19 protein-coding genes and 1 tRNA gene are annotated in these 21634 nt (G+C 68.6%); 10 read left to right on the plus strand and 10 right to left on the minus strand.

What is annotated here, in order from left to right; translation table 11 throughout:
• Window positions 1-109: 109 nt before the first annotated feature.
• Window positions 110-820 carry a GntR family transcriptional regulator gene (locus OX958_RS01090; protein ID WP_270135046.1) on the plus strand — a complete coding sequence of 237 codons (711 nt, stop codon included), beginning with the start codon at window positions 110-112 and terminating at the stop codon, window positions 818-820.
• On the opposite strand, the gene OX958_RS01095 is transcribed toward OX958_RS01090, so the two are convergent.
• The 6 genes from OX958_RS01095 to OX958_RS01120 form a co-directional block, all read right to left on the minus strand.
• On the minus strand, window positions 817-1650 hold the full coding sequence (locus OX958_RS01095) for a carbohydrate ABC transporter permease (protein ID WP_270135048.1): 834 nt from the start codon (window positions 1648-1650) through the stop codon (window positions 817-819). The two genes, OX958_RS01090 and OX958_RS01095, sit on opposite strands and share 4 nt — an antisense overlap.
• Window positions 1647-2618, minus strand: a complete 972-nt coding sequence (locus tag OX958_RS01100; RefSeq protein ID WP_270135050.1) for a carbohydrate ABC transporter permease — start codon at window positions 2616-2618, stop codon at window positions 1647-1649. The genes OX958_RS01095 and OX958_RS01100 overlap by 4 nt, the downstream gene beginning before the upstream one ends.
• Window positions 2619-2622: 4 nt before the next feature.
• The gene (locus OX958_RS01105) at window positions 2623-3888 is read right to left on the minus strand and encodes an extracellular solute-binding protein (protein ID WP_270135052.1); all 1266 of its coding nucleotides are present in this window, start codon (window positions 3886-3888) and stop codon (window positions 2623-2625) included.
• A gap of 274 nt (window positions 3889-4162) precedes the next feature.
• Complete coding sequence (locus tag OX958_RS01110; RefSeq protein ID WP_270135054.1) at window positions 4163-5269, minus strand: DUF4185 domain-containing protein; 1107 nt, start codon at window positions 5267-5269, stop codon at window positions 4163-4165.
• Between the two features lie 125 nt (window positions 5270-5394).
• The gene (locus OX958_RS01115; RefSeq protein WP_270135055.1) at window positions 5395-6525 is read right to left on the minus strand and encodes an aminotransferase class I/II-fold pyridoxal phosphate-dependent enzyme; all 1131 of its coding nucleotides are present in this window, start codon (window positions 6523-6525) and stop codon (window positions 5395-5397) included.
• A 17-nt stretch (window positions 6526-6542) separates the two neighbouring features.
• A complete protein-coding gene (locus tag OX958_RS01120) occupies window positions 6543-7334 on the minus strand; it encodes a PrsW family intramembrane metalloprotease (RefSeq protein ID WP_270135056.1) in 792 nt (263 codons plus the stop codon).
• A 195-nt stretch (window positions 7335-7529) separates the two neighbouring features.
• Here OX958_RS01120 and OX958_RS01125 point away from each other — a divergent pair, with 195 nt between their 5' ends.
• Both OX958_RS01125 and OX958_RS01130 read left to right on the plus strand, forming a co-directional pair.
• A complete protein-coding gene (locus OX958_RS01125; RefSeq protein WP_270135057.1) occupies window positions 7530-7829 on the plus strand; it encodes a PASTA domain-containing protein in 300 nt (99 codons plus the stop codon).
• A 162-nt stretch (window positions 7830-7991) separates the two neighbouring features.
• Complete coding sequence (locus tag OX958_RS01130) at window positions 7992-11687, plus strand: S8 family peptidase (protein ID WP_270135058.1); 3696 nt, start codon at window positions 7992-7994, stop codon at window positions 11685-11687.
• Between the two features lie 37 nt (window positions 11688-11724).
• Here the strand turns inward: OX958_RS01130 and OX958_RS01135 are convergent, their stop codons facing one another.
• Window positions 11725-12702: a helix-turn-helix domain-containing protein gene (locus OX958_RS01135; protein WP_270135060.1), complete on the minus strand. Its 978-nt coding sequence runs from the start codon at window positions 12700-12702 to the stop codon at window positions 11725-11727.
• 131 nt (window positions 12703-12833) lie between these two features.
• Here OX958_RS01135 and OX958_RS01140 point away from each other — a divergent pair, with 131 nt between their 5' ends.
• Window positions 12834-13031: a hypothetical protein gene (locus OX958_RS01140; protein WP_270135062.1), complete on the plus strand. Its 198-nt coding sequence runs from the start codon at window positions 12834-12836 to the stop codon at window positions 13029-13031.
• 112 nt (window positions 13032-13143) lie between these two features.
• On the opposite strand, the gene OX958_RS01145 is transcribed toward OX958_RS01140, so the two are convergent.
• Window positions 13144-14139, minus strand: coding sequence for an IS481 family transposase (locus tag OX958_RS01145; protein ID WP_270135063.1), 996 nt, complete (start codon window positions 14137-14139; stop codon window positions 13144-13146).
• A gap of 117 nt (window positions 14140-14256) precedes the next feature.
• Window positions 14257-15090: a carbon-nitrogen hydrolase family protein gene (locus OX958_RS01150; protein WP_270135065.1), complete on the minus strand. Its 834-nt coding sequence runs from the start codon at window positions 15088-15090 to the stop codon at window positions 14257-14259.
• Between the two features lie 97 nt (window positions 15091-15187).
• On the opposite strand from OX958_RS01150, the gene OX958_RS01155 reads away from it, so the two are divergent.
• Window positions 15188-15682 carry a hypothetical protein gene (locus tag OX958_RS01155; RefSeq protein WP_270135067.1) on the plus strand — a complete coding sequence of 165 codons (495 nt, stop codon included), beginning with the start codon at window positions 15188-15190 and terminating at the stop codon, window positions 15680-15682.
• Between the two features lie 71 nt (window positions 15683-15753).
• Here OX958_RS01155 and OX958_RS01160 read toward each other — a convergent pair.
• Window positions 15754-15837 (minus strand) — tRNA-Leu (locus OX958_RS01160).
• 235 nt (window positions 15838-16072) lie between these two features.
• Here OX958_RS01160 and OX958_RS01165 point away from each other — a divergent pair.
• From OX958_RS01165 to OX958_RS01185, 5 genes are read left to right on the plus strand one after another with little or no spacing between them, the layout of a single operon-like run.
• Window positions 16073-16885, plus strand: coding sequence for an FhaA domain-containing protein (locus tag OX958_RS01165; protein ID WP_270135068.1), 813 nt, complete (start codon window positions 16073-16075; stop codon window positions 16883-16885).
• Window positions 16886-16895: 10 nt separating this feature from the next.
• Window positions 16896-17384 (plus strand): FHA domain-containing protein FhaB/FipA, encoded by a 489-nt coding sequence (locus OX958_RS01170; RefSeq protein ID WP_270135069.1) that lies wholly within the window; start codon window positions 16896-16898, stop codon window positions 17382-17384.
• Window positions 17385-17394: 10 nt separating this feature from the next.
• Complete coding sequence (locus OX958_RS01175; protein ID WP_270135070.1) at window positions 17395-18789, plus strand: PP2C family protein-serine/threonine phosphatase; 1395 nt, start codon at window positions 17395-17397, stop codon at window positions 18787-18789.
• The gene (locus OX958_RS01180; protein ID WP_270135071.1) at window positions 18786-20183 is read left to right on the plus strand and encodes an FtsW/RodA/SpoVE family cell cycle protein; all 1398 of its coding nucleotides are present in this window, start codon (window positions 18786-18788) and stop codon (window positions 20181-20183) included. The genes OX958_RS01175 and OX958_RS01180 overlap by 4 nt, the downstream gene beginning before the upstream one ends.
• Window positions 20180-21631 (plus strand): peptidoglycan D,D-transpeptidase FtsI family protein, encoded by a 1452-nt coding sequence (locus tag OX958_RS01185; protein WP_270135072.1) that lies wholly within the window; start codon window positions 20180-20182, stop codon window positions 21629-21631. Before OX958_RS01180 ends, OX958_RS01185 begins: the two co-directional genes overlap by 4 nt.
• Window positions 21632-21634: the final 3 nt, after the last annotated feature.

Here is a 21634-nt window from a genome sequence, read left to right on the forward strand (position 1 = left end):
AGATCTGGTTAGTAAAATGGTCTATCCAAGTGGTCAAGTCAAGCGTTCGCTACGGAATGATCGCGCTCCCACTGGTCCAACCACTGGTAAAGATTGCTAGGATTGCTCGATGAGAAGGACCGAAGCGCGGGACCGCCTGCTGCGTTTGATCGAGCTTCGCAACCCGGGTGAGCCACTGCCGTCCGAGCGCAGCCTGAGCGAGTCGCTCGGCGTCTCCCGGCCGACCCTGCGCGCCGCGCTCGACGACCTGGCCCGTGACGGCCTGGTGGTCCGCGAGCACGGTCGCGGCACCTTCACCAGCTCACGCAAGATCCACCAGGCGCTCGAGCCCACCGCGGAGGGCGACTTCCAGGTACCGCCGGCCGAGGGCACGCCCTGGCAGAGCCGGCTGATCAGTTTCGAGATCGAGCCGGCCGGTGCGCGGCTCGGGCAGCGGCTGGAGATCTCGCCGGGCGACCAACTGGTCTCGGTGGTCCGGCTGCGGCTGGTCGACGGCGCCGCGATGTGCATCGAGCGGATCAGGATCCCGGCGGCGTTCGTGTCCGGTATCACCGGCCGCGACTTCGAGATCGGTTCGCTCTACGGGTTGCTGCGCTCGAGGTACGGGGTGGCGGCGAAGGACGCCGTACAGACGACCGAGCCGACCGTGACCGACGCGCAGGAGGCGGCGCTGCTCGGCGTACCGCTGCACTCGCCGGCACTGTTGTTCGAGCGGACGACCCGCAATGCCGACCGCGCCGTGATCGAGTACACCCGCTCCCTCTACAGAGGAGACCGGTACCGGATCACGACGCGGCTGACGTTCGGTGAAGGCGACTAGCCCTTGACGGCTCCGGCGGCGACGCCGGTCGTCACTCGTCCCTGCAGGACCAGGAAGATCAGCAGGACCGGGAGCATGAACAGGGTCGCGGCGGCCATCGTCGCGCCCCAGTCGGTGCCGAAGGTGTTGCTGAACGACGAGAGCCAGACCGGCAGCGTGCGCTGGTCCTGGTTCTTGATGATCAGCAGGTTGGCGAAGGCGAACTCGTTCCACGCGGTGATGAAGCCGAACAGCGACGTCGACAACAGGCCGGGGGCGAGCAGCGGGAAGACGATCCGCCGGAACGCCTCGAACTGGTTGCAACCGTCGACCTGGGCGGCTTCCTCGAGCTCGACCGGGATGCCCTTCAGGAATCCGCGCAGCGTCACGATCGTGAACGGCAGCGTCATCATGAAGTAGATCAGGGTCAGCATCGGCAGCTTGTCCAGCATGTCGGTGTCCCGCGAGATCACGTACATCGGGATCAGCAGCGCCTCCCACGGCGTCATCTGGGCGATGAACACCATCAGGATGAACGCCTGCCGGCCCTTCCACTTCATCCGGCCGACCGCGTACGCCGCCAGGCAGGCGATGACCAGTGACAGCAGCACGGCACTGACCGCGACCATCGCGCTGTTGCGCCAGAAGATCCAGAAGCCGTCGGCGTTCACCGCGGTACCGAAATGGGTGAAGGTGATGTTCGTCGGCAGGAACGTCGGCGTCTCGGCCTGGATGTCCTTGGTCGGCTTGAACGCGGTCAGCACCATCCAGTAGACGGGGAAGACCGAGAACGCCAGCACGCCGAGGGCCAGCAGGTTGAAGGTGATCTTGCGACTGAGGCGGGTTCTCACAGTTCGCCCTCCTCCTTGAACATCTGCCGGAAGTAGGCCAGCAGGACGACGGCCAGGATCAGTACGGTGACCATCGAGATCGCCGCCCCCAGGTCGTAGCGGTTCAGCGACTGGGCGATCTGGTAGGCGTAGACGGGCAGCGTCAGGGTGGCGTTGCCCGGGCCGCCCTGGCTGATCGCCCAGATCTGGACGAAGCACTTGAACACCCAGATCACCTCCAGGCACAGGATCAGCCCGAACATCGGCCGCAGGATCGGGAAGGTGATCAGCCAGAACGTCTTCACCGAGCCGGCGCCGTCGATCTGGGCCGACTCGTGCAGTTCCTTCGGCACCGTCGTGATCGCGGCGTACAGGGTCAGCGCCGCGAACGGCACCGACTGCCAGACGATCAGGAAGACGATGATCGCGAAGGTCGAGTTGCCGTCGGCGAACCAGGCCTTGCCGTCGAACTGCTCGAAGCCGAGCGCGACCAGGATCCAGTTCACCACCCCCAGCTGGGACTGGAACAGCCACTGGAAGACGGTGGTCGCGGCGATCACCGGGATCGCCCAGGCGACCACCAGGCCACCCATCACGGCGAACCGCATCCACTTGCCCAGGGCACCGATCAGCAGGGCGACCAGGGTGGCCAGCACCATGATCAGGCTGACGTTGATGGCGGTGAAGACGAAGGTCCGGGCGACCACGCCCCAGAACATGTCGTCGGACAGGATCTGCGCGTAGTTGTCGAGGCCGACGAACTCGGCGCCACCGCGGATCAGCTGCGCGATGCCGAACTTCTGCAGCGAGATCAGCAGGTTGCGGATCAGCGGATAGACCAGCAGGTACGCCGTACCGACGATGGTCGGCGCGACCAGGAGATAGGGCAGCAGACGGGCCCACAGGGGTCGCCCCCGCCGGGCCGGGGCCGGCGTACCGGTCCCGGGGGCGGGGGCTGCTGTGGTGGTCTCTGCTTCAGCCACAGCCATGGCTCTACTTGGTGTTCAGGGCCTGGGTGATGATCTCGTCGGCGGCCTTGGCCGCGGCGGCCGGGTCACCGCCGGTCAGCACCTTGGTCTGGTACTCCTTGATCGGGTTCTTCGCCTCGACGGCGGCCCAGTTCGGGGAGTTCGGGGTGGCCTTGCCGTTGGCGGCACCGGCCGCCATCGCCGCGACGCCCTCGTCAGCGCCGACCGAGGAGGCCAGGCTGGTCCGGTTCGGCACGTACTTCATCGTCTTGGCGAGGTCGGTCTGCCACTTTTCGCCGGCCAGCTCCTTGATGAACGTGTACGCCGCGTCCTGGCCGTCCGAGGCCTCCGGGATGATCAGGTCAGAGCCACCGGTGAAGACGGCACCCGGCTTGTCGGCGGTCTTGCCGGGGATCGGGAAGAAGCCCAGCTTGCCCTTCAGCGCCGGGTTGGCCTGGACGATCAGCTCGGCCGCGCCCGGTACCGCGATCATCTGCGCGACCTTGCCCTGCGCGAAGACGTCGGTCTGGGTCGGCTTCGCCTCGTCGGAGTCCTTCGGGCCCTTGCCGAGCGCCTGGATCTGCTTGTAGAAGTCCATCCCCTTCAGCGCCTCCGGGGAGGACAGGCCGCCCTTCCACTGGTCGCCGTCCTTGACCGCGAGGTCGCCGCCCTCGTCCCAGATGAAGCCGGACAGGACGTAGAAGTTCTGGCCGGGCAGGTAGATGCCCTGGTTGCCGCCGGTGTTCAGCTTGGCAGTCGAGGCGAGCCACTCGTCGCGGGTCTTCGGCGGGGTCACGCCGGCCGCCTGGAACAGGTCCTTGCGGTAGACCACGACCCGGTTCGCCGCGTAGTACGGGATGCCGTACTGCTTGCCCTCGTACAGGCCCGGCCCGGCCAGACCCTCGATCCAGTCGTCACCCTTGAGGTCGGACTTCTTGTCGGTCAGGTCCTTGACGCCACCGCTGGCCGAGTACTGCGCGACCTGGGTGTTGCCGACCTCGATCACGTCCGGCGCGTCCTTGCTGGCCAGCGCGCCGATGATCTTCGCGCCGATCCCGTTCCACTCCTGGATCTGGACGTTGGCCTTGACGTCCGGGTGGCTCGCGGCGAAGTCCGCCTCGAACCGCTTCAGGAAGTCGTCGGAGACGCTGCCTTTCATCAACCAGACATCGATCGTCGTCGGCCCGGAGGCGGCGGCGTCTTTCTTGTCGTCCGAGCTGCCGCCACAGGCGGCAACGGCGGTAAGGGACAGAGCCGCGACAGCGGCGACGGCAAGGGAGCGGAACTTCATCGGATCCCACCTCTAACGAAGTAGCCGGATCGGCCTCCGGCTGACTGGTATGAACCTGTCGTTCAGTGGCGTAGAGAATTGCCCAGCTTCGGCGGACCCGTCAATAGTTCAGGAGCATCCGTTACTAAGTCGTGAGAGCGTACTCGCGCGGAAAGCTGCCCGAAACGTGGTGTTAACGAGCAGCTTCCGCAGTTTCCGTTGCGCATTATGCAACAGACCACTTTTCGCGGTGGTTAGTTATTTACCGGACCAGTAGGTGTAGCCGACTACTTACCTACAGAGAACCGGCGTACTGACTGACGTGGTACGCCGTACTTCCGCCGCCGGCGTTGCGGGTCCACTTCGAGACCATCAGGTGCAGGCCACCGGCTGCCTTGGTCGACCACGGGTGGATGAATCCGCCGTACAGGGCCGGCTCCTGGGCGAAGGTGACCTGGATCCGCTCGTTCGTCCAGGCCTGGTCGGGGCCGGCCGCGGTCCGGGTGACGATGTTGCCGGTGGCGCAGTTCAGGTAGGCCATCGCCCAGGTGCCGTCGCTCAGCCGGCGGACCGACGGTTCACCGAAGCGGCCGTTGAGGATCGGCGTGCACGGCCGGCCCCAGCCCCAGTTGCTGCCGTTCCAGCCCCAGCCCTCGTAGGACTCCGGGAAGAACAGCCGGTCCCAGCGCACCCGGCGCAACATCATCGGGCCGTCCTGGCGGCCGGAGCGGACCGAGAAGACGTAGACCCAGTCGCCGTCGCGTTGCATCGTCCACATCTGGAACGGATCGAGGTTGTTGCCGCTGTTGAACCACTTCAGGTTGGTCCGGACGAAGTCGTTGCCGTTGTCGGAGTAGGCCAGACCGGCGTACCGGGACTTCCACTGCGGGCCGTTCGGGCCGGCCGAGTTCCAGTTCTCGATACTCATGTACGAGATCAGCTGGCGGCCGGTCTCGGGGAAGCTGATGCCGTCGTTGGGGATCACCGTGACCTCCCAGAGGCCGTCGATGCCGATCCCGTTGTGCCCGTTGTGCATCACCTCGGGCGCCCGGCCGTTGCCGGCGACGCGGGCCGCGCTGTCGAAGACGATGCCGCCGGCCGCGCCGGGATGGACCGCCGAGCGCAGCATCACCGGGGAGCGCCAGTCGTTGTTGGGCTGCTCCGGCCAGGGGGAGTTGAAGGTGTCGCCGAAGAGGTAGCCGATGGAGCCGTTCTCGAGCACGTAGGGAATGCCGAGGTCGGTGCCGGCTACTCGCCAGCGGCTGTTGGTGTCCAGGTCCGCGCCGGTCAGGCGCTTCTTGTAGGTGGCGGCTCGGGCGGTAGCGGGGGTGATCACGTTCGGGAGCGCGGTCGCGGTCACACCGGCCGCGGCGATACTGCCGAGAAATGTGCGTCGTTTCATGGGGATCGGCCTTCCAGACGTCGGAACGGGCGGAGCGACGGTGGCACTGGTCGGCTACGAACCTTGCACGGGATCCCGGATCGGGCCAGAGCTATTCGATCAGGATGGAAAATCGATTTCCGGTGTCAACTGCGCTGCTCCAGCCACGCTGCCCACCGCGCCAGAGCTTCTTGCGGCGCGCGCCTGCCGACCCCGACGCGGAACCGGTCGGCCGGAGTACTGGTCAGCTCGGAGCGATAGATGCGCGACGGCAGCAGCAGGACTCCAGCCTCCTCGACCAGCCGGGTGCACATCGCCTCCACCCCGTCCGCGCCGAGATAGCGCGGGTAGCAGACGCAACCGCCTTGTGGGCGGGCGAACTCGAACAGCTCGGGATAGCGGCCGAAGAACTCCTCGAACAACGGCAGGTTGGCCGCGACGATGCCGCGGTTGCGGTCGAGCAGCTGGTCGCGAGCCCGCAGGGCGATCAGTGCGAGGATCTCGCTCGGCGCGGAGTTGCAGATCGACGTGTAGTGCTTGGCCCGCTCCAGCTTGTCCAGCAGCGCGTGGTCCCGGCAGGCGATCCAGCCGAGTCGCAGGCCCGGTAGCCCGTAGGCCTTCGACATCACGTTCAGCGAGACGGCCGTCGCGGACAGATCCGTTGCCTGTGGCAAGGGTTCTCGGTCGAGCTCCAGACCCCGGTACACCTCGTCGCTGAACAGGGTGATGCCGCGGTCGTCGCACAACCGCACCAGCCGTAGCCAGTCGGCCAACTCGGGTACGGCGCCGGTCGGGTTGTTGGGGAAGTTGACCGAGACCAGCCGGGTGTTCGGCCGGAGCGCCCGTTCGACCGCGTCGACATCCAGCATCCAGTTGCTGCTGGCAACTAATGCGACACCGGTGACCTCGCAGATCGACAACGGGATCGTCTCGGCGGCCTGGTAGTTGGGTGTCACCACGACGGCGTGGTCACCCGTCTCCAGCAACGCGTGCATCGCCAGGTAGAGCGCTTCCTCCGCTCCGGCGAAACACACCACGTCCGCCGGTACGACGCCGTCGTACGTGCGGGCGATCTCCTCCCGCAACGCGGGCAGCCCGCGCGTCTCGGTGTAGCCGAGGGCAAGCGTCTCCCACCGGCGCCGGCCGTCGTCGTCGGCGAGTTCCAGCAGCTCGGACACCGCGATCGTCTCCGCGTCGGAGGCAGTCAGGTGGTAGCGGGCGCTGAACTCCCAGCGCGAGAAGTAGGTCTCCAGCCTGAAGTCGGGCAGGGTCGGCATCGATCGGCTCCTGGGATCTAGACGGCGTGGGCGGGCAACGCGTCCTGGCGCTGAGCGTGCCGGAGGCCGGTGAGCAGCAGGCCGATGCTGATCACGCCGACGATCGCGTAGGTGAGCTTGCCGCCGATGCCGTCCCAGGCGGTGTGCAGCGCGACAGCGACGGCGTACAGTCCGAGGAAGCCGAGGAACCGCTTGCCGGCCGGCTCTACGACGAAGCGCCACAGGCCCCAGCAGGTGATCCCGGTCCAGGAGGCATGTCCGGCCGGCGACAGCAGGCCGCGGATGAAGAGTGACTGCTCCGCCGCGCCGACGTTGCCGCCGGACTGGAGCAGCGCGACGAAGGCGTAGCCCATCGTCTCCAGGACGGCGAAGCCGGTGCCGACCGCGACGCCGATGATGATGCCGGTGCCGATCGAGTGCCGGTAGCGGTGGCCGAAGAAAACCACCAGGACGGCTGGCACGATCAGCTTGGCCGCCTCCTCGATCAGGCCGACACCGAGCATCGGGAGCGTCCCGAGCTTGCGCATCGCGTCGTACTCGAGCAGGCCTGCCACCACCACCCCGACCACGCCACCGAACAGCAGCGAGCCACCGAGCGTCGGTCCGTCGATCAGCCAGCGGCCGGACCGGCCGGCGGCGAACATGACGAACGTGAGCGGTACGACGAGCGCACCGAGCAGGATCATCGTGGGAAAGAGATTGGGGTTGTTGGTGTCGGTCAGAACCGCCAGGACGAGCAGATAGAGCCCGCCGCCGACCAGGAACGTCCCGACCCACGCCCACCTGCGCACCAACTGCTGTGCCGTCATGGTGAGATTGTCGCAAGCAGTAACCTGCAGTGACGAGAGGGGACGCCGATGAGGATCGCCTGGTGTGTACCGCTGCTTCTGCTGGCTACTGGCTGTGGCGGTGACGGTGGCGAGCAGCCCCAACAGCAGCCCACAGTCACTGTCACTACGAGTGTGCCGGCCAGCAATCCAGTCAGCACTCCTCCCAGCGCCCCTGTGAGCACCCCGCCTCCCAGCACTCCTCCGGCTGCTCCCAGCTCGTCCAAGCCGCCGACTCCGCCGCAGGAGTCGCGGAGCGCCGTCGTACCGAACGTGGTCGGGGTGAACCACCAACTGGCGCAGGACACGATGCAGGCGGCCGGCTTCTTCTATCTGACCGAGGAGGACGCCACGGGCCAGGGCAGGCTGCTGGTCAGCGACCGCAACTGGGTCGTCGTCACCCAGTCGCCGGAGGCCGGTACCACCGCGGCGGTCGACTCCAAGATCTTGCTCCGGTCGAAGAAGATCGGCGAGTAGCCGGCTGTTTCCCCTGAGTTCAGCATGATGTCGCGATGGCGCGCTTGCGCCATGTCGCAGCTACGGCAGTGCTGGACAGGGCATGGGCGCGGGTTCCGGTTGCAGACTCACTCGCAAGAGGTGCCCTGCCCCCCGAAGCCTCTCGAAGAGGAGATCCTGCCCATGTCCTCCCCCGTACCTGTGCCGTCCAGGAAGGCCGCCGCCACCGTCGCGGCCGTCCTCGCGCTCAGCGTCGCCGCGGTGATCCCCGCCGGTGCCGCGCCACCCACCACCCCCACCGGCCCGCGCGCGAACGGCGTACCGGGGAAGTCGTCGGTCGTCACGCTGATCACCGGTGACGTCGTCGAGGTCAGCGACGCCGGCAACGGCAAGAAGGCGGCCAGTGTCCGCCCGGCCGCCGGCCGCGAGCGGATCGCCTTCCACACCCTCGAGGTGGACGGCGCCCTGCGCGTCCTGCCGAGCGACGCCGTGCCGTACATCTCGACCGGTGTCCTGGACGCCGACCTCTTCGACGTCGACGAGCTGATCGCCGACGGCTTCGGCGACTCGGCCGCGACCACCCTGCCGCTGATCATCCGGTACGCCGATCCGTCCGCCGCCCGGGCCCAGGCCCTCACCGGTACGACAACCACGCGGTCCCTCGACTCGATCGGCGCCGCCGCGGTCAAGGCGACCAAGGGCGAGCTGCCCGCGCTGTGGAGGTCGCTGGAGCCGACCCGGAACGCCCGCTCGCTGAGCCGGGGAATCGCGAAGATCTGGCTCGACGGCCGGGTCCGCCCGGTGCTCGACAAGAGCGTGCCGCAGATCGGCGCGCCCGCCGCTTGGCAGGCCGGCTACGAAGGCAGCGGTGTCACGGTCGCCGTACTGGACACCGGTGTCGACGCGGACCACCCGGACCTGAAGGGCAAGGTCAAGGAGGCCAAGGACTTCTCCGACAGCCCGACCGGCCCGGCCGACCACTTCGGCCACGGCACCCACGTCGCGGCGACGATCGCCGGCACCGGCGCGGGCGCCGGCGGCACCCGCAAGGGCGTCGCGCCGAAGGCCGACCTGCTGATCGGCAAGGTCCTCGGGGACGACGGCTTCGGCTTCGAGTCCGGGATCATCTCCGGGATGGAGTGGGCCGCGGCCGAGGGCGCCCGGGTCGTCAACATGAGCCTCGGCGGCGGCCCGACCGACGGCTCCGACCCGCTCAGCCAGGCGGTCGACCGGATCACCGCGTCGTCCGGCACGCTGTTCGTGGTGGCCGCCGGCAACGACGGCGCCGACCAGAGCGTCGGCACTCCCGGCACGTCGCCGGCCGCGCTGACCGTCGGAGCCGTCGACCGCGACGACGAGCTGGCCGACTTCTCCAGCCGCGGACCGCGGCTCGGCGACGACGGTCTCAAGCCCGAGATCACCGCACCCGGCGTCGACATCGTCGCGGCCCGCGCGGCCGGTACGGCGATGGGTCAGCCGATCGACGACCTCTACACCGCCGCCTCCGGTACGTCGATGGCGACGCCGCACGTGGCCGGCTCGGCCGCGTTGCTCGCCCAGGCCCACCCGGACTGGAAGGCCGACCGGCTCAAGAACGCGCTGGTCAGCACCGCCGAGACCAACCAGAAGCTGAGCGTCTACGCCCAGGGTTCCGGCCGGGTGGACGTCGCCCGTGCCGTCGCGCAGAAGGTCTACGCGACCGCGACGGCCGACTTCGGTCTGGTCAGTGCCGGCTCCACCAAGACCGTCACGTACACCAACGACTCTGCCGCCGCGGTGACCCTCACCCTGTCGGTTTCGGTCACCAACCTGGACACCAAGCAGCCCGAGACGGACGCGTACACGGTGCCCAGCACCGTCACCGTGCCGTCCGGTGGCAGCGTCGACGTACCGGTCGCGCTTGACCCGGCCAAGCTGGTCCGGGGCCTCTACAGCGGCTGGATCGTCGCCACCGGCGCCAATGGGCTGGTGACGCACACCGCGGTCGGCACGCTGAAGGCCGGGCCGAAGCACAACGTCACGGTGCGGGCAGTCGACCGCGACGGCAAGCCGACCGGCGTACCGGTGGTCAGCCTGTTCGGTGACAACTCCCGGTCGGACGTGCTCGGCTGGCTGGACGATGGCGAGACCGCCACCGTCCAGGTCGAGGAAGGCAACTACCTGGTGCACGGACTGGTCGAGGACTACGACGTCCAGAACGAGAACGTCAGCCTCTTCACCGACCCCAACATCTCGGTCACCAAGGACATCGAGATCGTCATCGACGCCCGTAAGGCGGTGCCGATCACGATCACGACGCCCAAGCCGTCCGAACAGCAGGCCGTGCTCAGCTACTACGTGAACCGGGTCTACCCGAACGGCCGCAGCATCAGCCACGGGGTCATGCACTTCAGCACCGTCAAGCAGGTGCTGGTGACGGGCACGAAGCCGGTCACGGCCGGCAGCTTCGAGTTCTCCTCCCGCTGGCAATTGGTCGCGCCGCTGGTCCAGGCCGCCATCCCGGGGGTCAGTGGGCCGCTGGACATCAACCTGCTGCACCAGTCGCCGTCGTACGAGGGCAAGAAGAAGTTCCCGCTGGTCGCGGCCGGTCCGGACCTCAAGGGCGTCAAGGGCGCGATCGCTGTGCTCAACTCCAGTGAGGACGGCAACGGCAACGGCAGTGAGCAGGAACAGATCGCAGCGGCGGCCAAGGCCGGTGCCGCGGGCATCATCCTGGTGCGGCCGGCGGGCTGGTCTGCCTGGACCGTCTGGACGCCCGTCGGCGACCGGGAGCCGATCCCGGCGATGGTGACGGGTGCCAACGACGGCCAGAAGCTGCTGGACCGGATCCGCAAGGGCAAGGCGACCATCGACCTGACGCTGACCACCTCGAGCCCCTACCTGTACGACGTGCAGCAGGTGTCGAGCGGCTTCATCCCGCCGAAGATCGACTACAAGGTGACCACCGCCAACAGCGCGCGGGTGACCACGTCGTACGCCGACAACGGTGGCTTCGACTGGGCCAAGGAGCAGCGCTTCGGCTGGCGTCCGTGGCAGGACTACTCCTGGAACGACGCGCAGCGGTTCGTCCAGACCCCGAAGGTCCGGGAGGAGTGGGTGACCACCGGCGACTCCCTTTGGCAGCACCGGGTGAACCACCTCTACACCTGGAACAGCATGGGTCCGCTGCTCGGCGGGATGTCGTCGTTGCCGCGTAGCTACAAGCCGGGAACGTCCAAAGAGACCTGGTTCGGTCCGGTGGTTCGTCCGGCGGCAGCGCCTGGGGTCGTCTCCACCCGTACCGGCGATCGGCTGTCGCTGCGAGTGCCGACCTTCGTCGACGCTGACGGCCACTACACGGTCGGCGAGACCACCTCGGCGTCCGCAGTACTGAGCCGCAACGGCGCTGTCGTGGCGGAGCTGCCCAACGCGTGGCAGGACGTCATCACGAGCGGCGGCGACGCGGCGTACAAGCTGGAACTGGCGACCGAGCGCAACGACACGGAGGGCGAGTGGAACTGGGGCACCAGCACTCGGACCGCCTGGGACTTCCGCTCCAAGCAGGCTCCTGCTGACAAGGCCGTTGCTCTGCCGCTCCTGCAGGTCGGGTACGACGTACCGACCGACCTGACCGGGCGGGTGGCTGCCCGGCCGCACGTGATCGGGTTCAGCGTTCGCCAGCAGGCCGGTGCGGCTGCTGCGCGCTCCACCTCGCTGCAGGCGTCGGTGTCCTTCGACGAGGGCAAGACGTGGCGGCGTGTCATCACTGTCGGGGCGCTGGGCCGCTACGTGGCCGTCGTACCGGCGGGCAAGGGGACTGTGTCGCTGAAGGTCGTCGCTGGTGACAGTGCCGGCAACAAGGTGACCCAGACCGTCATCCGGGCCTACGGGCTCAAGTAGGTGACCGCTGTAGCCGGGGCTCCCTCACGGGCCCCGGCTACAGCCAATTTCGGCGGGCGGCCTGGAAGGCGAGACCAGTACGGGTGTCGACCCCGGCCAGCGCCATCATTCGATCGAGCCGCCGCTGCACGGTCCGGCGGCTGATACCGAGCTGCGACGCGATCGACTTGTCCGGCACTCCGGCGACCAGCAGGGATAGCAGGAAGCGCTCGTTGTCGTCCAGTCCCTCCGGGTCCTGCGCCTCGTTGGACTGGAGCTTCACCGGCGTCGCTGCCTCCCACTGGCTCTCGAACAAGGCGAGCAGCGCGTCCAGTAGCTGGCCTCTGCCGATCACTGCGGCCGTCGGCTCACCGATGCCCGCCTCCTCGTCCCGCACGAGCGGACAGACGGCAGTGGCGCGGTCCACGATGGCCAGCCGCACCGGGAGCGTCGGCAGCGTCCGGGCCTCCTCGCCCCAGCTCACGCCCTCGGCGATGGTGTCCAGCTCGCCGGGAGTCTCCAGCAGCGCTCGCTCGTAGATCGCTCGGTAGCGGACGCCGCGACTCAGGGCGCCGTACTCCTCCGTGTTCTCCGCGCCCGCCATCGCCAGGGGGTTGGCGCGGCAGAACCACAGGATCTCCGTGCGCGCCGACTCCTGCAGGTCCCGCAGCCGGTCGCGCAGCGGGGCGGCACCGACGATCACCTCGACCAGGTGGTGGGCGTCCCGGCGACTGGCGCTGGCACGGAACTCCTCACTCAGCGACGCCACCGTCTGGCGGGCCGACTCGAGCGACTCCTGGCGCCGTAACAACGTTGTACCGAGGGCCACGTCAGGCGGAAGTGGGCTGAAAACAGGGTCCTCACCGGGCTGCACCGTGACCAGGCCCTTCGCCTGCAGCCGCTGCAGCACCTCGACCGCGTCCTGCTGCGGCAACCGCGCCACCTCGGCGAGCTCCGCCGACCGCGCGACCGACAGGCCGACCAGCAGCCGGTAGGCCTGCTCCTCGTCGGCGTCCAGCAGCGATCCGTCGTGCATCGTGCCCACCTCCCAAAACTCCACTGAATCGAGGCACCGAAGTGCCGTCACGAAATCCCGCTCGGCCCGTCACTACCGGTGAAGACGCAATCGCGGACCTCCCGCCCGAGCCGCCATCGAGAGAGATCACCATGAACTGGACGGACTACGCCGGCCTCGTCGGCCTCGTTGCTGCCGCGGTACTGGCCGGCTGGACGCTGCTGGGCACCAACACCACCACGCCGCACCGCGGAACGCCACGACATTCGGGAAATCCGGGCCACCGGCTGGGTTCCGGCCGGCACCGGGCCCAGGGCCGGCGCCTGCTCGCCCGGCTGGGGGTCCGCTGAACAGCCGGACCAGGTCACCGGTTGATATTTGATCAGAAACTGGGCGAGTCAACTGTCCTCCTCGGCGCCGGGCGCCGAGGAGATCGCGGGCGTGGGCGCGGCGGCGTACGGGCTAGCTGTGATGTCCAGGGAGGTTGGTCAGTCGGCTGATTGGTGGTTTGCCTCCGATGGCGGAGTGGGCTCGGTGGTGATTGTAGAAGTGGAGCCAGCCGGGTAGGGCTGTGTTGCGTTGGTTGGTTGAGTTGTAGAGCCGGGCGTAGGCCCAGCCGTCGGCCAGGGTGCGGTGGAAGCGTTCGATTTTGCCGTTGGTTTGTGGCCGGTAGGGCCGGGTGCGTTTCGGGGTGATGGCGAGTGCTGTGCAGGTGTCGTGCCAGGCGTGGGAGCGGTAGCAGGATCCGTTGTCGGACAGGACGCGTTCGACGGTGACGCCGTGGTGGGTGAACCAGGCGACGGCGCGTTGGAGTACTGCGGTGGCGGTGCTGGCTTTCTCGTTGGTGTGGATTTCGGCGTAGGCGAGGCGGGAGTGGTCGTCGATGACGGTGTGCACGAACGCGGTACCGATGTTGGGGTGGCCTTTGGCGGTGCGTCCGGTCCGTAGCGCGGTGCCGGCACGGTTTTTGTCGCCTTGTTGTTTGCCCAGGTAGCGCCAGCCGCCGCCGTCGGGAATGTTGGCGAATTTGGTGACATCGACATGGATCAGCGATCCGGGATAGTCGTGTTCGTAGCGGCGCAGGGGTTCGCCGGTGACCCGGTCGATCCGGGACAGCCGGTTGATTCGGCAGCGCACCAGTACTGCATGGACGGTGGAGGCGGGCAGGCCGAGGCGGCCGGCGATTTGTACCGGGCCGAGCCGGTGGCGCCACCGCAACCGCACGATCCGGCGTACCAGGTGTGGCGGGGTCTTGAAGGGGCTGCGGCGCGGGCGGGAGCTGCGGTCAGCCATCCCTGCAGGTCCTTCGGCGCGGTACCGCTGGGCCCATTTGCGCGCCGTTTTGGCTGCGACCATGAACATTTTCGCCGCCGCGGCACAGCTCCAGCCTTGATCGACGATCAGACGCGCGAGCCGTAGCCGGGTGCGGGGGGTCAAAGTCGCGTTAACGTGGGACACGAAGGCCTCCGGTGTGGTGAAGCGGTGAACTAGACAGCTCCACTTCACAACCGGAGGCCTTCACCTGTCACACCGACTCACCGCCGCAACACGGGACAACCTTCCTGGACATCACAGCTAGCTGATGGTGTGGTTGGTCGAGCGGGGGTCGCCGGTGACTCGGCGGGCGGCGTACAGGTCGCCCTTGCGGGCGGTCGTGCGCCACGGGCGGGCTTGAGTGAGGGCCACGGCGTACGCGGGGTCGTCGCGGTCGATGGTCGCGATGGTGAGCTCCGCGGGGGCGGTGACCGTGGAGACGTAGGTGCCGTCGGGGGCGATCAGGCCCGACGGCATCAGGTCGGCGGTCTGGGCGGGGAGGGACATCGCGACCCAGTAGCTGTTGATCGCGGCGTAGGCGCGTGCCTTCACCTCGAAGATCCTGTCCGCCGGGTACGCCGACAGCAGCAGGCACTCGACGCCGAGACGCTCGTAGTGGCCGAAGAGCTGCGGGAAGTCGATCTCGCCGCCGAGCACGCAGCCGAACCGGTAGCCGTCCACGTCGAAGACGGTCGGCTCGAAGCCGGGGCTGAAGCTGCGGCCGACCTCGGAGCCGGACAGATACTGCTTGTCGTACCGGTCGGCGATCCGGCCCTCGGCCGAGATCACGTAGAGGCTGTTGTGCGGCCGGTTCGGCGGGGTCAGCGGGTGGGCCGAGCCGAGCACCACCCAGAGCTTCAGCCGGGCGGCGAGCTTCTCGATCTTCGCCAGCTCGTCGGCGAGCTCCCGCCGGTCGGCCTCGGGCCAGTCCCGGTCTTGGACCTCCGGCGCGCCCGACAGGTGTCCCTCCGGGAACTGGATCAGCCGCGCCTCCCCGGCCGCGGCGGTCTTCATCAGCTCCCGGACCCTGGTCCCGTTCTCGGCGGCGTCCTTGGTGATCATCGGTTCGGCAACAGCAATACGAATCCCCGTCATCACCCCACGGTCCCATCCCGCGCCGACAATCCCGGCCTGACCCGGCGAGCTTCACGAACCTGTCGGGATTGTCGGACCCGGCCGTCATGCTGAGGCGATGAGCTGGTCCGCCGTCCATGACCACACCCTGCGCGAGCGGTACGCCGAGGTCCGCGAGCTGGCGGAGTGGTCCGACTGGATGCCCTTCGAAGCCGCCGTCCCCAGCGCCCCTCGCGAGCCCGGCGTCTACCTCCTCCGCGAGCCCGTCACCGCCGTCATCCGGTACGTCGGCATGGCCGGCGAGCGCGCCGGCGGCGGCCGCCCCCAAGGCCTCTACGGCCGCCTCCGCGTCTACAGCAACGGCCGCGGCGCCATCAGCGGCTTCGGCGAAGCCGCCCTGGACCGCGCCCTCGCCGACCCCGCCTGGCTGGAGCAACAACTCCTCGACCTGCGCCACCACGGCCCCAAACGCGCCCAGGACTGGGCCCGCGAAGCCGTCCTCCGGCTGGACCTCGAGGTCGCCTGGTCGGTCACCCCCGACAGCCACGACGCCCGCTACCTCGAAACCCGCATCCAGACCCTGCTCCGGACCACCGGCCTCTGGAACCGCTGAGGGCTAGATCACAACCGCGTTTCGGGGCAAACAAAAACTCCCGGTCAGTGATCACTGACCGGGAGTCGCTGTGCGCGAGGGGGGAGTTGAACCCCCACACCCTTTCGGGCACACGGACCTGAACCGTGCGCGTCTGCCTATTCCGCCACTCGCGCGCTGGCTGTTCGAGGGCCGAAAAACTGCCATCTGCAACCGAGAGAAAACACTAGCACGGCCTCGGGCAGACTCTGACATTGCGGGTTCGGTCGAACCTGCCGATACGATCGATCGTCGTACCAGTGTGTTCACCCACGCACCGGTGGACACGGGGTACGGCGAGCCTCTTGAAGGTGCCGTACGGCAAGCACGATCGTTGGGTCCACCCGACGACCGAACCGTGGAGGAGGACGCGTGCGACCGCTGCAGCGCTTCGAGCGACGCCTCGAGGGCATCGTGAGTGGTGTCTTCGCGCGCGCGTTCAAGGGAGACGTGGAGCCGATCGAGCTGGCCGCGGCCCTCAAACGCGAGATCGACAACACCGCCCGGATCCTGTCCCGGGACCGCCGGCTGGTGCCCAACCACTTCACCATCGAGCTCGGCCCGGGGGACTTCGAGCGGCTGAACGCCTACGGGCGGACGCTCAACCACGAGCTCGCGAACGAACTGCGCGACCACGCAGACATCCAGCGCTACACCTTCTCCGGACCGATCGAGATCCAGTTGACCCAGGAAGACGAGCTGCCGACCGGCAAGTTCCGCGTCGTCAGTGCCACCGTCGGCAACCAGCCGCGCCCGCAGCAGCCGCAGCGCCCGCCGGAGCCGGACCCGAACGCGACCGTGCTGCAGAGCGCGCCCGTGCCGCCACCGCCCGGCCCGCCGCCGGTCCGCCGTGGCCACCCGCAGGTGATGCTCGAGGTGAACGGCCGGCGCCGGCCGATCAACCCGCCGGGCGTCGTGCTCGGCCGGGGGACCGACGCCGACATCCAGATCAACGATCCGGGGGTGTCCCGGCGGCATGCGGAGATCCGGTTGATGCCCGAGGGACCCGGAGGTGTCAAGGTGGTCCTGGTCGACCTGGGGTCCACCAACGGCACCCTGGTCAACGGACGCCGGGCCGCCGAGGCCGAACTGACCGACGGATCGACCGTGAGGATCGGGAACACCACCATGACGCTGCGCCTAGCGGACGAGCCCATCGCCCAGCCGCCGAGCAGCGGGTGGTGACTGGACTTCCATGTCGGAACTGACACTGACCCTGATCAAACTGGGGTTCCTGGCCCTGTTGTGGATGTTCGTGCTCGCGGTGCTGTCCGTGATCAGGTCCGATCTGTTCGGCGCCAAGGTGGACGCCCGGTCGATCGCGCCGGCCTCCTCGCCGCAGCCCAACGGCCGGACCCCGAAGCCCGCCAAGCCCAGCAAGAAGCGCAAGGGCCTGCCCGGTTCGGTCACCATCGCCGACGGCCCGCAGGCCGGTGTCGGCGCGACCCTGGTCGAGGAGCCGGTCGTGATCGGCCGCGGCTCCGACTGCCAGATCCGGCTCGACGACGACTACTCCTCCACCAGGCACTCCCGGGTGTTCCTGTCCGAGGGCGAGTGGTGGGTCGAGGACCTGGGCTCGACCAACGGCACGTACCTGGACGGCCAGCGGGTGACCCGGCCGGTCCCGGCAGAGATCGGCGGTTCCATCCGGATCGGTCGCACGACGCTCAACATCGCGAAGTAGGGCGCCGGTCATGACGCTTTCGCTAGACTACGCCGCACTGTCCGATGTCGGACGCGTGCGCCGCAACAACGAGGACTCCGCGTACGCCGGTCCGCACCTGCTGCTGCTGGCCGACGGCATGGGCGGGGCCGCCGCCGGTGAGGTCGCCAGTGCCGCGGCCGTGCAGGTGATCCGACGTCTGGACAAGCCCGGCATCGAGGGTCCCGACATGATGGAGGCGCTGGCCGGCGCCGTCCACCGGGCCAACGAGCGCCTCTCCGAGCTGGTCGAGGAGGATCCCGAGCGCGAGGGCATGGGGTCGACCGTGACCGCGCTGCTCTTCGACGGTTCTCAGCTCGGGCTCGCCCACCTCGGCGACTCCCGTGCCTACCGGATGCGCGACGGGCTGCTCTACCAGCTCAGCCACGACCACACGTTCGTCCAGTCGCTGGTGGACGAGGGCCGGATCTCCAAGGAGGAGGCCTTCACCCACCCGCACCGCAACCTGATCCTGCGCGTGCTGGACGGCCGGCCCGACTCCGACCCGGACCTGGAGATGCTCGACGTCCAGGCCGGCGACCGGCTGATGCTGTGCAGCGACGGTCTACCCGACTACGTGAGCGACCAGGTGATCGCCACCGCGATGGCCGACGGTACGCCGGACTCGGTCGTGGTCGACCTGATCACCCAGGCACTCGAAGCGGGCTCCAACGACAACGTCACCTGTGTGGTGGCCGACGTGGTCGAGACCGACCCCACCAGCGGCAGTCAGCCGCAGCTGGTCGGTGCGGCCGCCGAGCTGGCGCAGGGCAGCACCGGCCCGGCGACGTCGTCCATGCGCGCCGTCGGCGGCGAGGGCAGCGGAGGCGGGGGCGGCGGTACGGCGAACCTCGATCCCGAGGAGCTCCGCTACGCCCCGCAGGCCCCCAAGCGCTTCCTGTGGCTACGCCGCCTCGCCGTCCTGGTCGTGGTGCTCGGTCTGATCGGCGGCGGTGGCTGGTTCGCCTACAGCTGGACCCAGAAGCAGTACTACGTAGGCACCGACGGCGACTACGTCGCGATCTACAAGGGTGTCGACCAGGTGCTGCCCGGGCTCAACCTGTCCAGCCTGTTCGAGAAGCAGAGCCTGCAGGTCGACCAGCTGCCGACGTACAACCGGGAGCAGGTCGAGGGCACGATCCAGGCCGACGACCTCGGCGCGGCCCGGCAGATCGTCAGCGAGCTGCAGCGCGCCGCCACCGAGTGCGCCGCCAAGCCGAACCCGAAGCCGAGCACCCCGGTCAGCACTCCGCCGAAGGTCGCTCCTCCCGTCTCGACGCCGCCCAAGCCGCCGGCGACCACGCCTGTCTCGACGCCGGTGACCCCTCCGGTCTCCACGCCGGGCAACGGCGGGGTCAACCCCGACGACTGTGACGGCGTCAAATGAGTATCGCTTCGACGTCCGTCATCCAGATCATCCCGCGCAGCCGGCGCGGGGTGGAGCTGATGCTGCTGATCGTGGCGATCGGCGTCTCGGTCGGTGCCTACGTCAACATCGGCCTGACCGTCCAGAACAGGGTCCCGGCCAGCACCGGGTACTACGCGGCCGGCATCGGCCTGCTCGCGTTGATCGCCCACCTCGCGCTGCGCTACCGGGCGCCGTACGCCGATCCCGTCCTGCTGCCGTGCGCGGTGCTGCTGAACGGCCTCGGCGTCGCGATGATCCACCGGATCGACCTCGGCCTGGCCGCGACCAGGATCGCCAAGGGGCAGGCCCCCAAGGCGGCCGCCGCGCCGCAGCAGATCACCTGGACGGCGGTGGGGGTGATCTTGTTCCTGCTCGTCATCCTGCTGATCAGGGACCACCGTCGGCTGCAGGCACTGACCTACACCGCCGGCCTGGCCGGTCTGGTGCTGCTGGTGCTGCCGCTGGTCCCGGGCCTCGGCGTCGACCTGAACGGCGCCCGGATCTGGATCCGGCTGGCCGGGATGTCGTTCCAGCCCGGTGAGTTCGCGAAACTCTGCCTGGTCGTCTTCTTCGCCGGTTACCTGGTGCTGAAACGTGACGTCCTGACGCTGGCCGGGCACCGGTTCCTCGGGCTCGACCTGCCCCGCGCTCGCGACCTCGGGCCGATCGGCATCGCCTGGGCGGTCAGCCTGGGCGTGCTGGTCTTCGAGAAGGACCTCGGCTCCTCGCTGCTGTTCTTCGGGCTCTTCCTGTTCCTGCTGTACGTCGCGACCGAGCGGGCCGGCTGGCTGATCATCGGTGGCCTGCTGTTCGCCGGCGGCGCGTTCTTCGCCTCCCAGACCTTCGGCCACGTGCAGCGGCGCGTGGACGGCTGGCTGGACCCGTTCGCCGAGGACCGTGGCCAGGTCGCGACCGGTCTGATGGGTCAGGCCTGGGGCGGCATCCTGGGCCGGGGCCTCGGTCAGGGCCGGCCGGACCTCACCCTCTACGGGCAGAGCGACTTCATCATCTCCTCGTTCGGCGAGGAGCTCGGCCTGACCGGGGTGATCGCGATCATCCTGGTCTACACCCTGATCATCGAGCGCGGCCTGCGCACGGCGCTGGGCTGCCGGGACGTCTTCGGCAAGCTGATCGCGACCGGCCTGGCGATGTCGTTCGCGCTGCAGGTGTTCGTGATCATCGGCGGCGTCACCGGCCTGATCCCGTTGACCGGTCTGGTCACGCCGTTCATGGCGCTCGGTGGCACCTCGCTGGTCGCCAACTGGGCGATCGTGGCGCTGCTGCTGCGGATCAGTGACCAGGCCCGGCGGCCGCAGACCCCTGCGGCCCCGGTCTCCGACGAGACGATCGCGATGGCGGTGCAGAAGGCATGAACTCGGCGATCCGACGACTGGCCGTGGGCGCGATCATCCTGATGCTCGCGCTGATGGCCAACTCGACCTACCTGCAGGCCTTCCGCTCCACCGAGCTGAACGGCCGCAACGACAACACCCGGGTCCGCGACCAGCAGTTCTCGGTCGACCGCGGCCCGATCCTGATCGGCAACACCCCGATCGTGGACAGCAAGGAGACCAACGACCAGTACAAGTACCAGCGGACCTACTCCAACGGTCCGCTGTACGCGCCGGTGACCGGGTTCTACTCGTTCCAGTTCGGCCGCGGCGGGATCGAGCTGAACCAGAACAGCGAGCTGAACGGGTCCGACCCGTCGCTGGCGTTCCGCCGGGTCGTCGACGTGATCACCAACCGCCGGCAGAAGGGCGCGAGCGTCACCCTGACGCTGAACGCGGCGGCCCAGCAGGCGGCGTACAGCGCGCTGGGCAGCAAGAAGGGCGCGGTGGTCGCGCTCGACCCGAAGACCGGCAAGGTGCTCGCTCTGGTCAGCAAGCCGTCGTACGACCCGAACCTGCTCGCCTCGCACGACCTCGGCAAGGCCAGCGACGCCTGGAAGTCGCTGAACGCCAGTGACGACAAGCCGATGCTGAACCGGGGGATCAAGGAGCTCTACCCACCGGGCTCGACCTTCAAGCTGGTCACCGCGGCGGCCGCGCTGGCCAGCGGCAAGTACAAGCCGGACACCCCGGTGAACTCGCCGGCCGAGCTGCCGCTGCCGCAGACCACCGTCCCGCTGGTGAACGAGAACGGCAGCAACTGCGGTGGCAGCAACAACGCGACGCTGACCGTCGCGCTGCGGCTGTCCTGCAACACCGCGTTCGGCACGATCGGGCTCGACCTGAAGGCGGACGCGCTGCGCGAGCAGGCCGAGAAGTTCGGCTTCGGCGAGCGGCAGCTGCCCGAGCTGGGCGCGGTCGCCAGCCAGTTCCCCGGCGACCCGAACGAGCCGCAGACCGCGCAGTCCGCGATCGGCCAGTTCGACGTCCGGGCCACCCCGCTGCAGATGGCGATGGTGGCGGCCGGGATCGCCAACAAGGGCGAGGTGATGAAGCCCTACCTGGTCCAGAACATCCGTACCTCGGATCTGAAGACCGTGTCGGAGACGAAGCCGGAGTCGCTGCACCAGGCGGTCGACTCCGACGTCGCCGCTCAGCTGACCGCGATGATGGTCGACGTCGTGAACAACGGCACCGGCAAGCCGGGCCGGATCGACGGCGTCCAGGTGGCGGGCAAGACGGGCACCGCGCAGACGGCCAAGGATCGCCCGCCGTACGCGTGGTTCACCGCCTTCGCGCCCGCCGACAACCCGCAGGTCGCGGTGGCGGTGATGATCGAGGACGCCGGAGTCAAGCGCGACGAGATCGCCGGTGGAACCTTGGCGGCCCCGGTCGCCAAGAAGGTGATGGAAGCGGTGCTCGGCCGGTGACGA

It is taken from the genome of Kribbella sp. CA-293567, assembly GCF_027627575.1.
In the GTDB taxonomy this organism is placed as follows: domain Bacteria; phylum Actinomycetota; class Actinomycetes; order Propionibacteriales; family Kribbellaceae; genus Kribbella.

What these genes read in the sequence shown, in the direction of transcription:
- OX958_RS01090 (WP_270135046.1), top strand. Translation starts at nt 110, where the DNA reads ATGAGAAGGACCGAAGCGCGGGACCGCCTGCTGCGTTTGATCGAGCTT.
- OX958_RS01100 (WP_270135050.1), bottom strand. Translation starts at nt 2,618, where the DNA reads ATGGCTGTGGCTGAAGCAGAGACCACCACAGCAGCCCCCGCCCCCGGG.
- OX958_RS01105 (WP_270135052.1), bottom strand. Translation starts at nt 3,888, where the DNA reads ATGAAGTTCCGCTCCCTTGCCGTCGCCGCTGTCGCGGCTCTGTCCCTT.
- OX958_RS01110 (WP_270135054.1), bottom strand. Translation starts at nt 5,269, where the DNA reads ATGAAACGACGCACATTTCTCGGCAGTATCGCCGCGGCCGGTGTGACC.
- OX958_RS01115 (WP_270135055.1), bottom strand. Translation starts at nt 6,525, where the DNA reads ATGCCGACCCTGCCCGACTTCAGGCTGGAGACCTACTTCTCGCGCTGG.
- OX958_RS01120 (WP_270135056.1), bottom strand. Translation starts at nt 7,334, where the DNA reads ATGACGGCACAGCAGTTGGTGCGCAGGTGGGCGTGGGTCGGGACGTTC.
- OX958_RS01130 (WP_270135058.1), top strand. Translation starts at nt 7,992, where the DNA reads ATGTCCTCCCCCGTACCTGTGCCGTCCAGGAAGGCCGCCGCCACCGTC.
- OX958_RS01135 (WP_270135060.1), bottom strand. Translation starts at nt 12,702, where the DNA reads ATGCACGACGGATCGCTGCTGGACGCCGACGAGGAGCAGGCCTACCGG.
- OX958_RS01140 (WP_270135062.1), top strand. Translation starts at nt 12,834, where the DNA reads ATGAACTGGACGGACTACGCCGGCCTCGTCGGCCTCGTTGCTGCCGCG.
- OX958_RS01150 (WP_270135065.1), bottom strand. Translation starts at nt 15,090, where the DNA reads ATGACGGGGATTCGTATTGCTGTTGCCGAACCGATGATCACCAAGGAC.
- OX958_RS01155 (WP_270135067.1), top strand. Translation starts at nt 15,188, where the DNA reads ATGAGCTGGTCCGCCGTCCATGACCACACCCTGCGCGAGCGGTACGCC.
- OX958_RS01170 (WP_270135069.1), top strand. Translation starts at nt 16,896, where the DNA reads ATGTCGGAACTGACACTGACCCTGATCAAACTGGGGTTCCTGGCCCTG.
- OX958_RS01175 (WP_270135070.1), top strand. Translation starts at nt 17,395, where the DNA reads ATGACGCTTTCGCTAGACTACGCCGCACTGTCCGATGTCGGACGCGTG.
- OX958_RS01180 (WP_270135071.1), top strand. Translation starts at nt 18,786, where the DNA reads ATGAGTATCGCTTCGACGTCCGTCATCCAGATCATCCCGCGCAGCCGG.
- OX958_RS01185 (WP_270135072.1), top strand. Translation starts at nt 20,180, where the DNA reads ATGAACTCGGCGATCCGACGACTGGCCGTGGGCGCGATCATCCTGATG.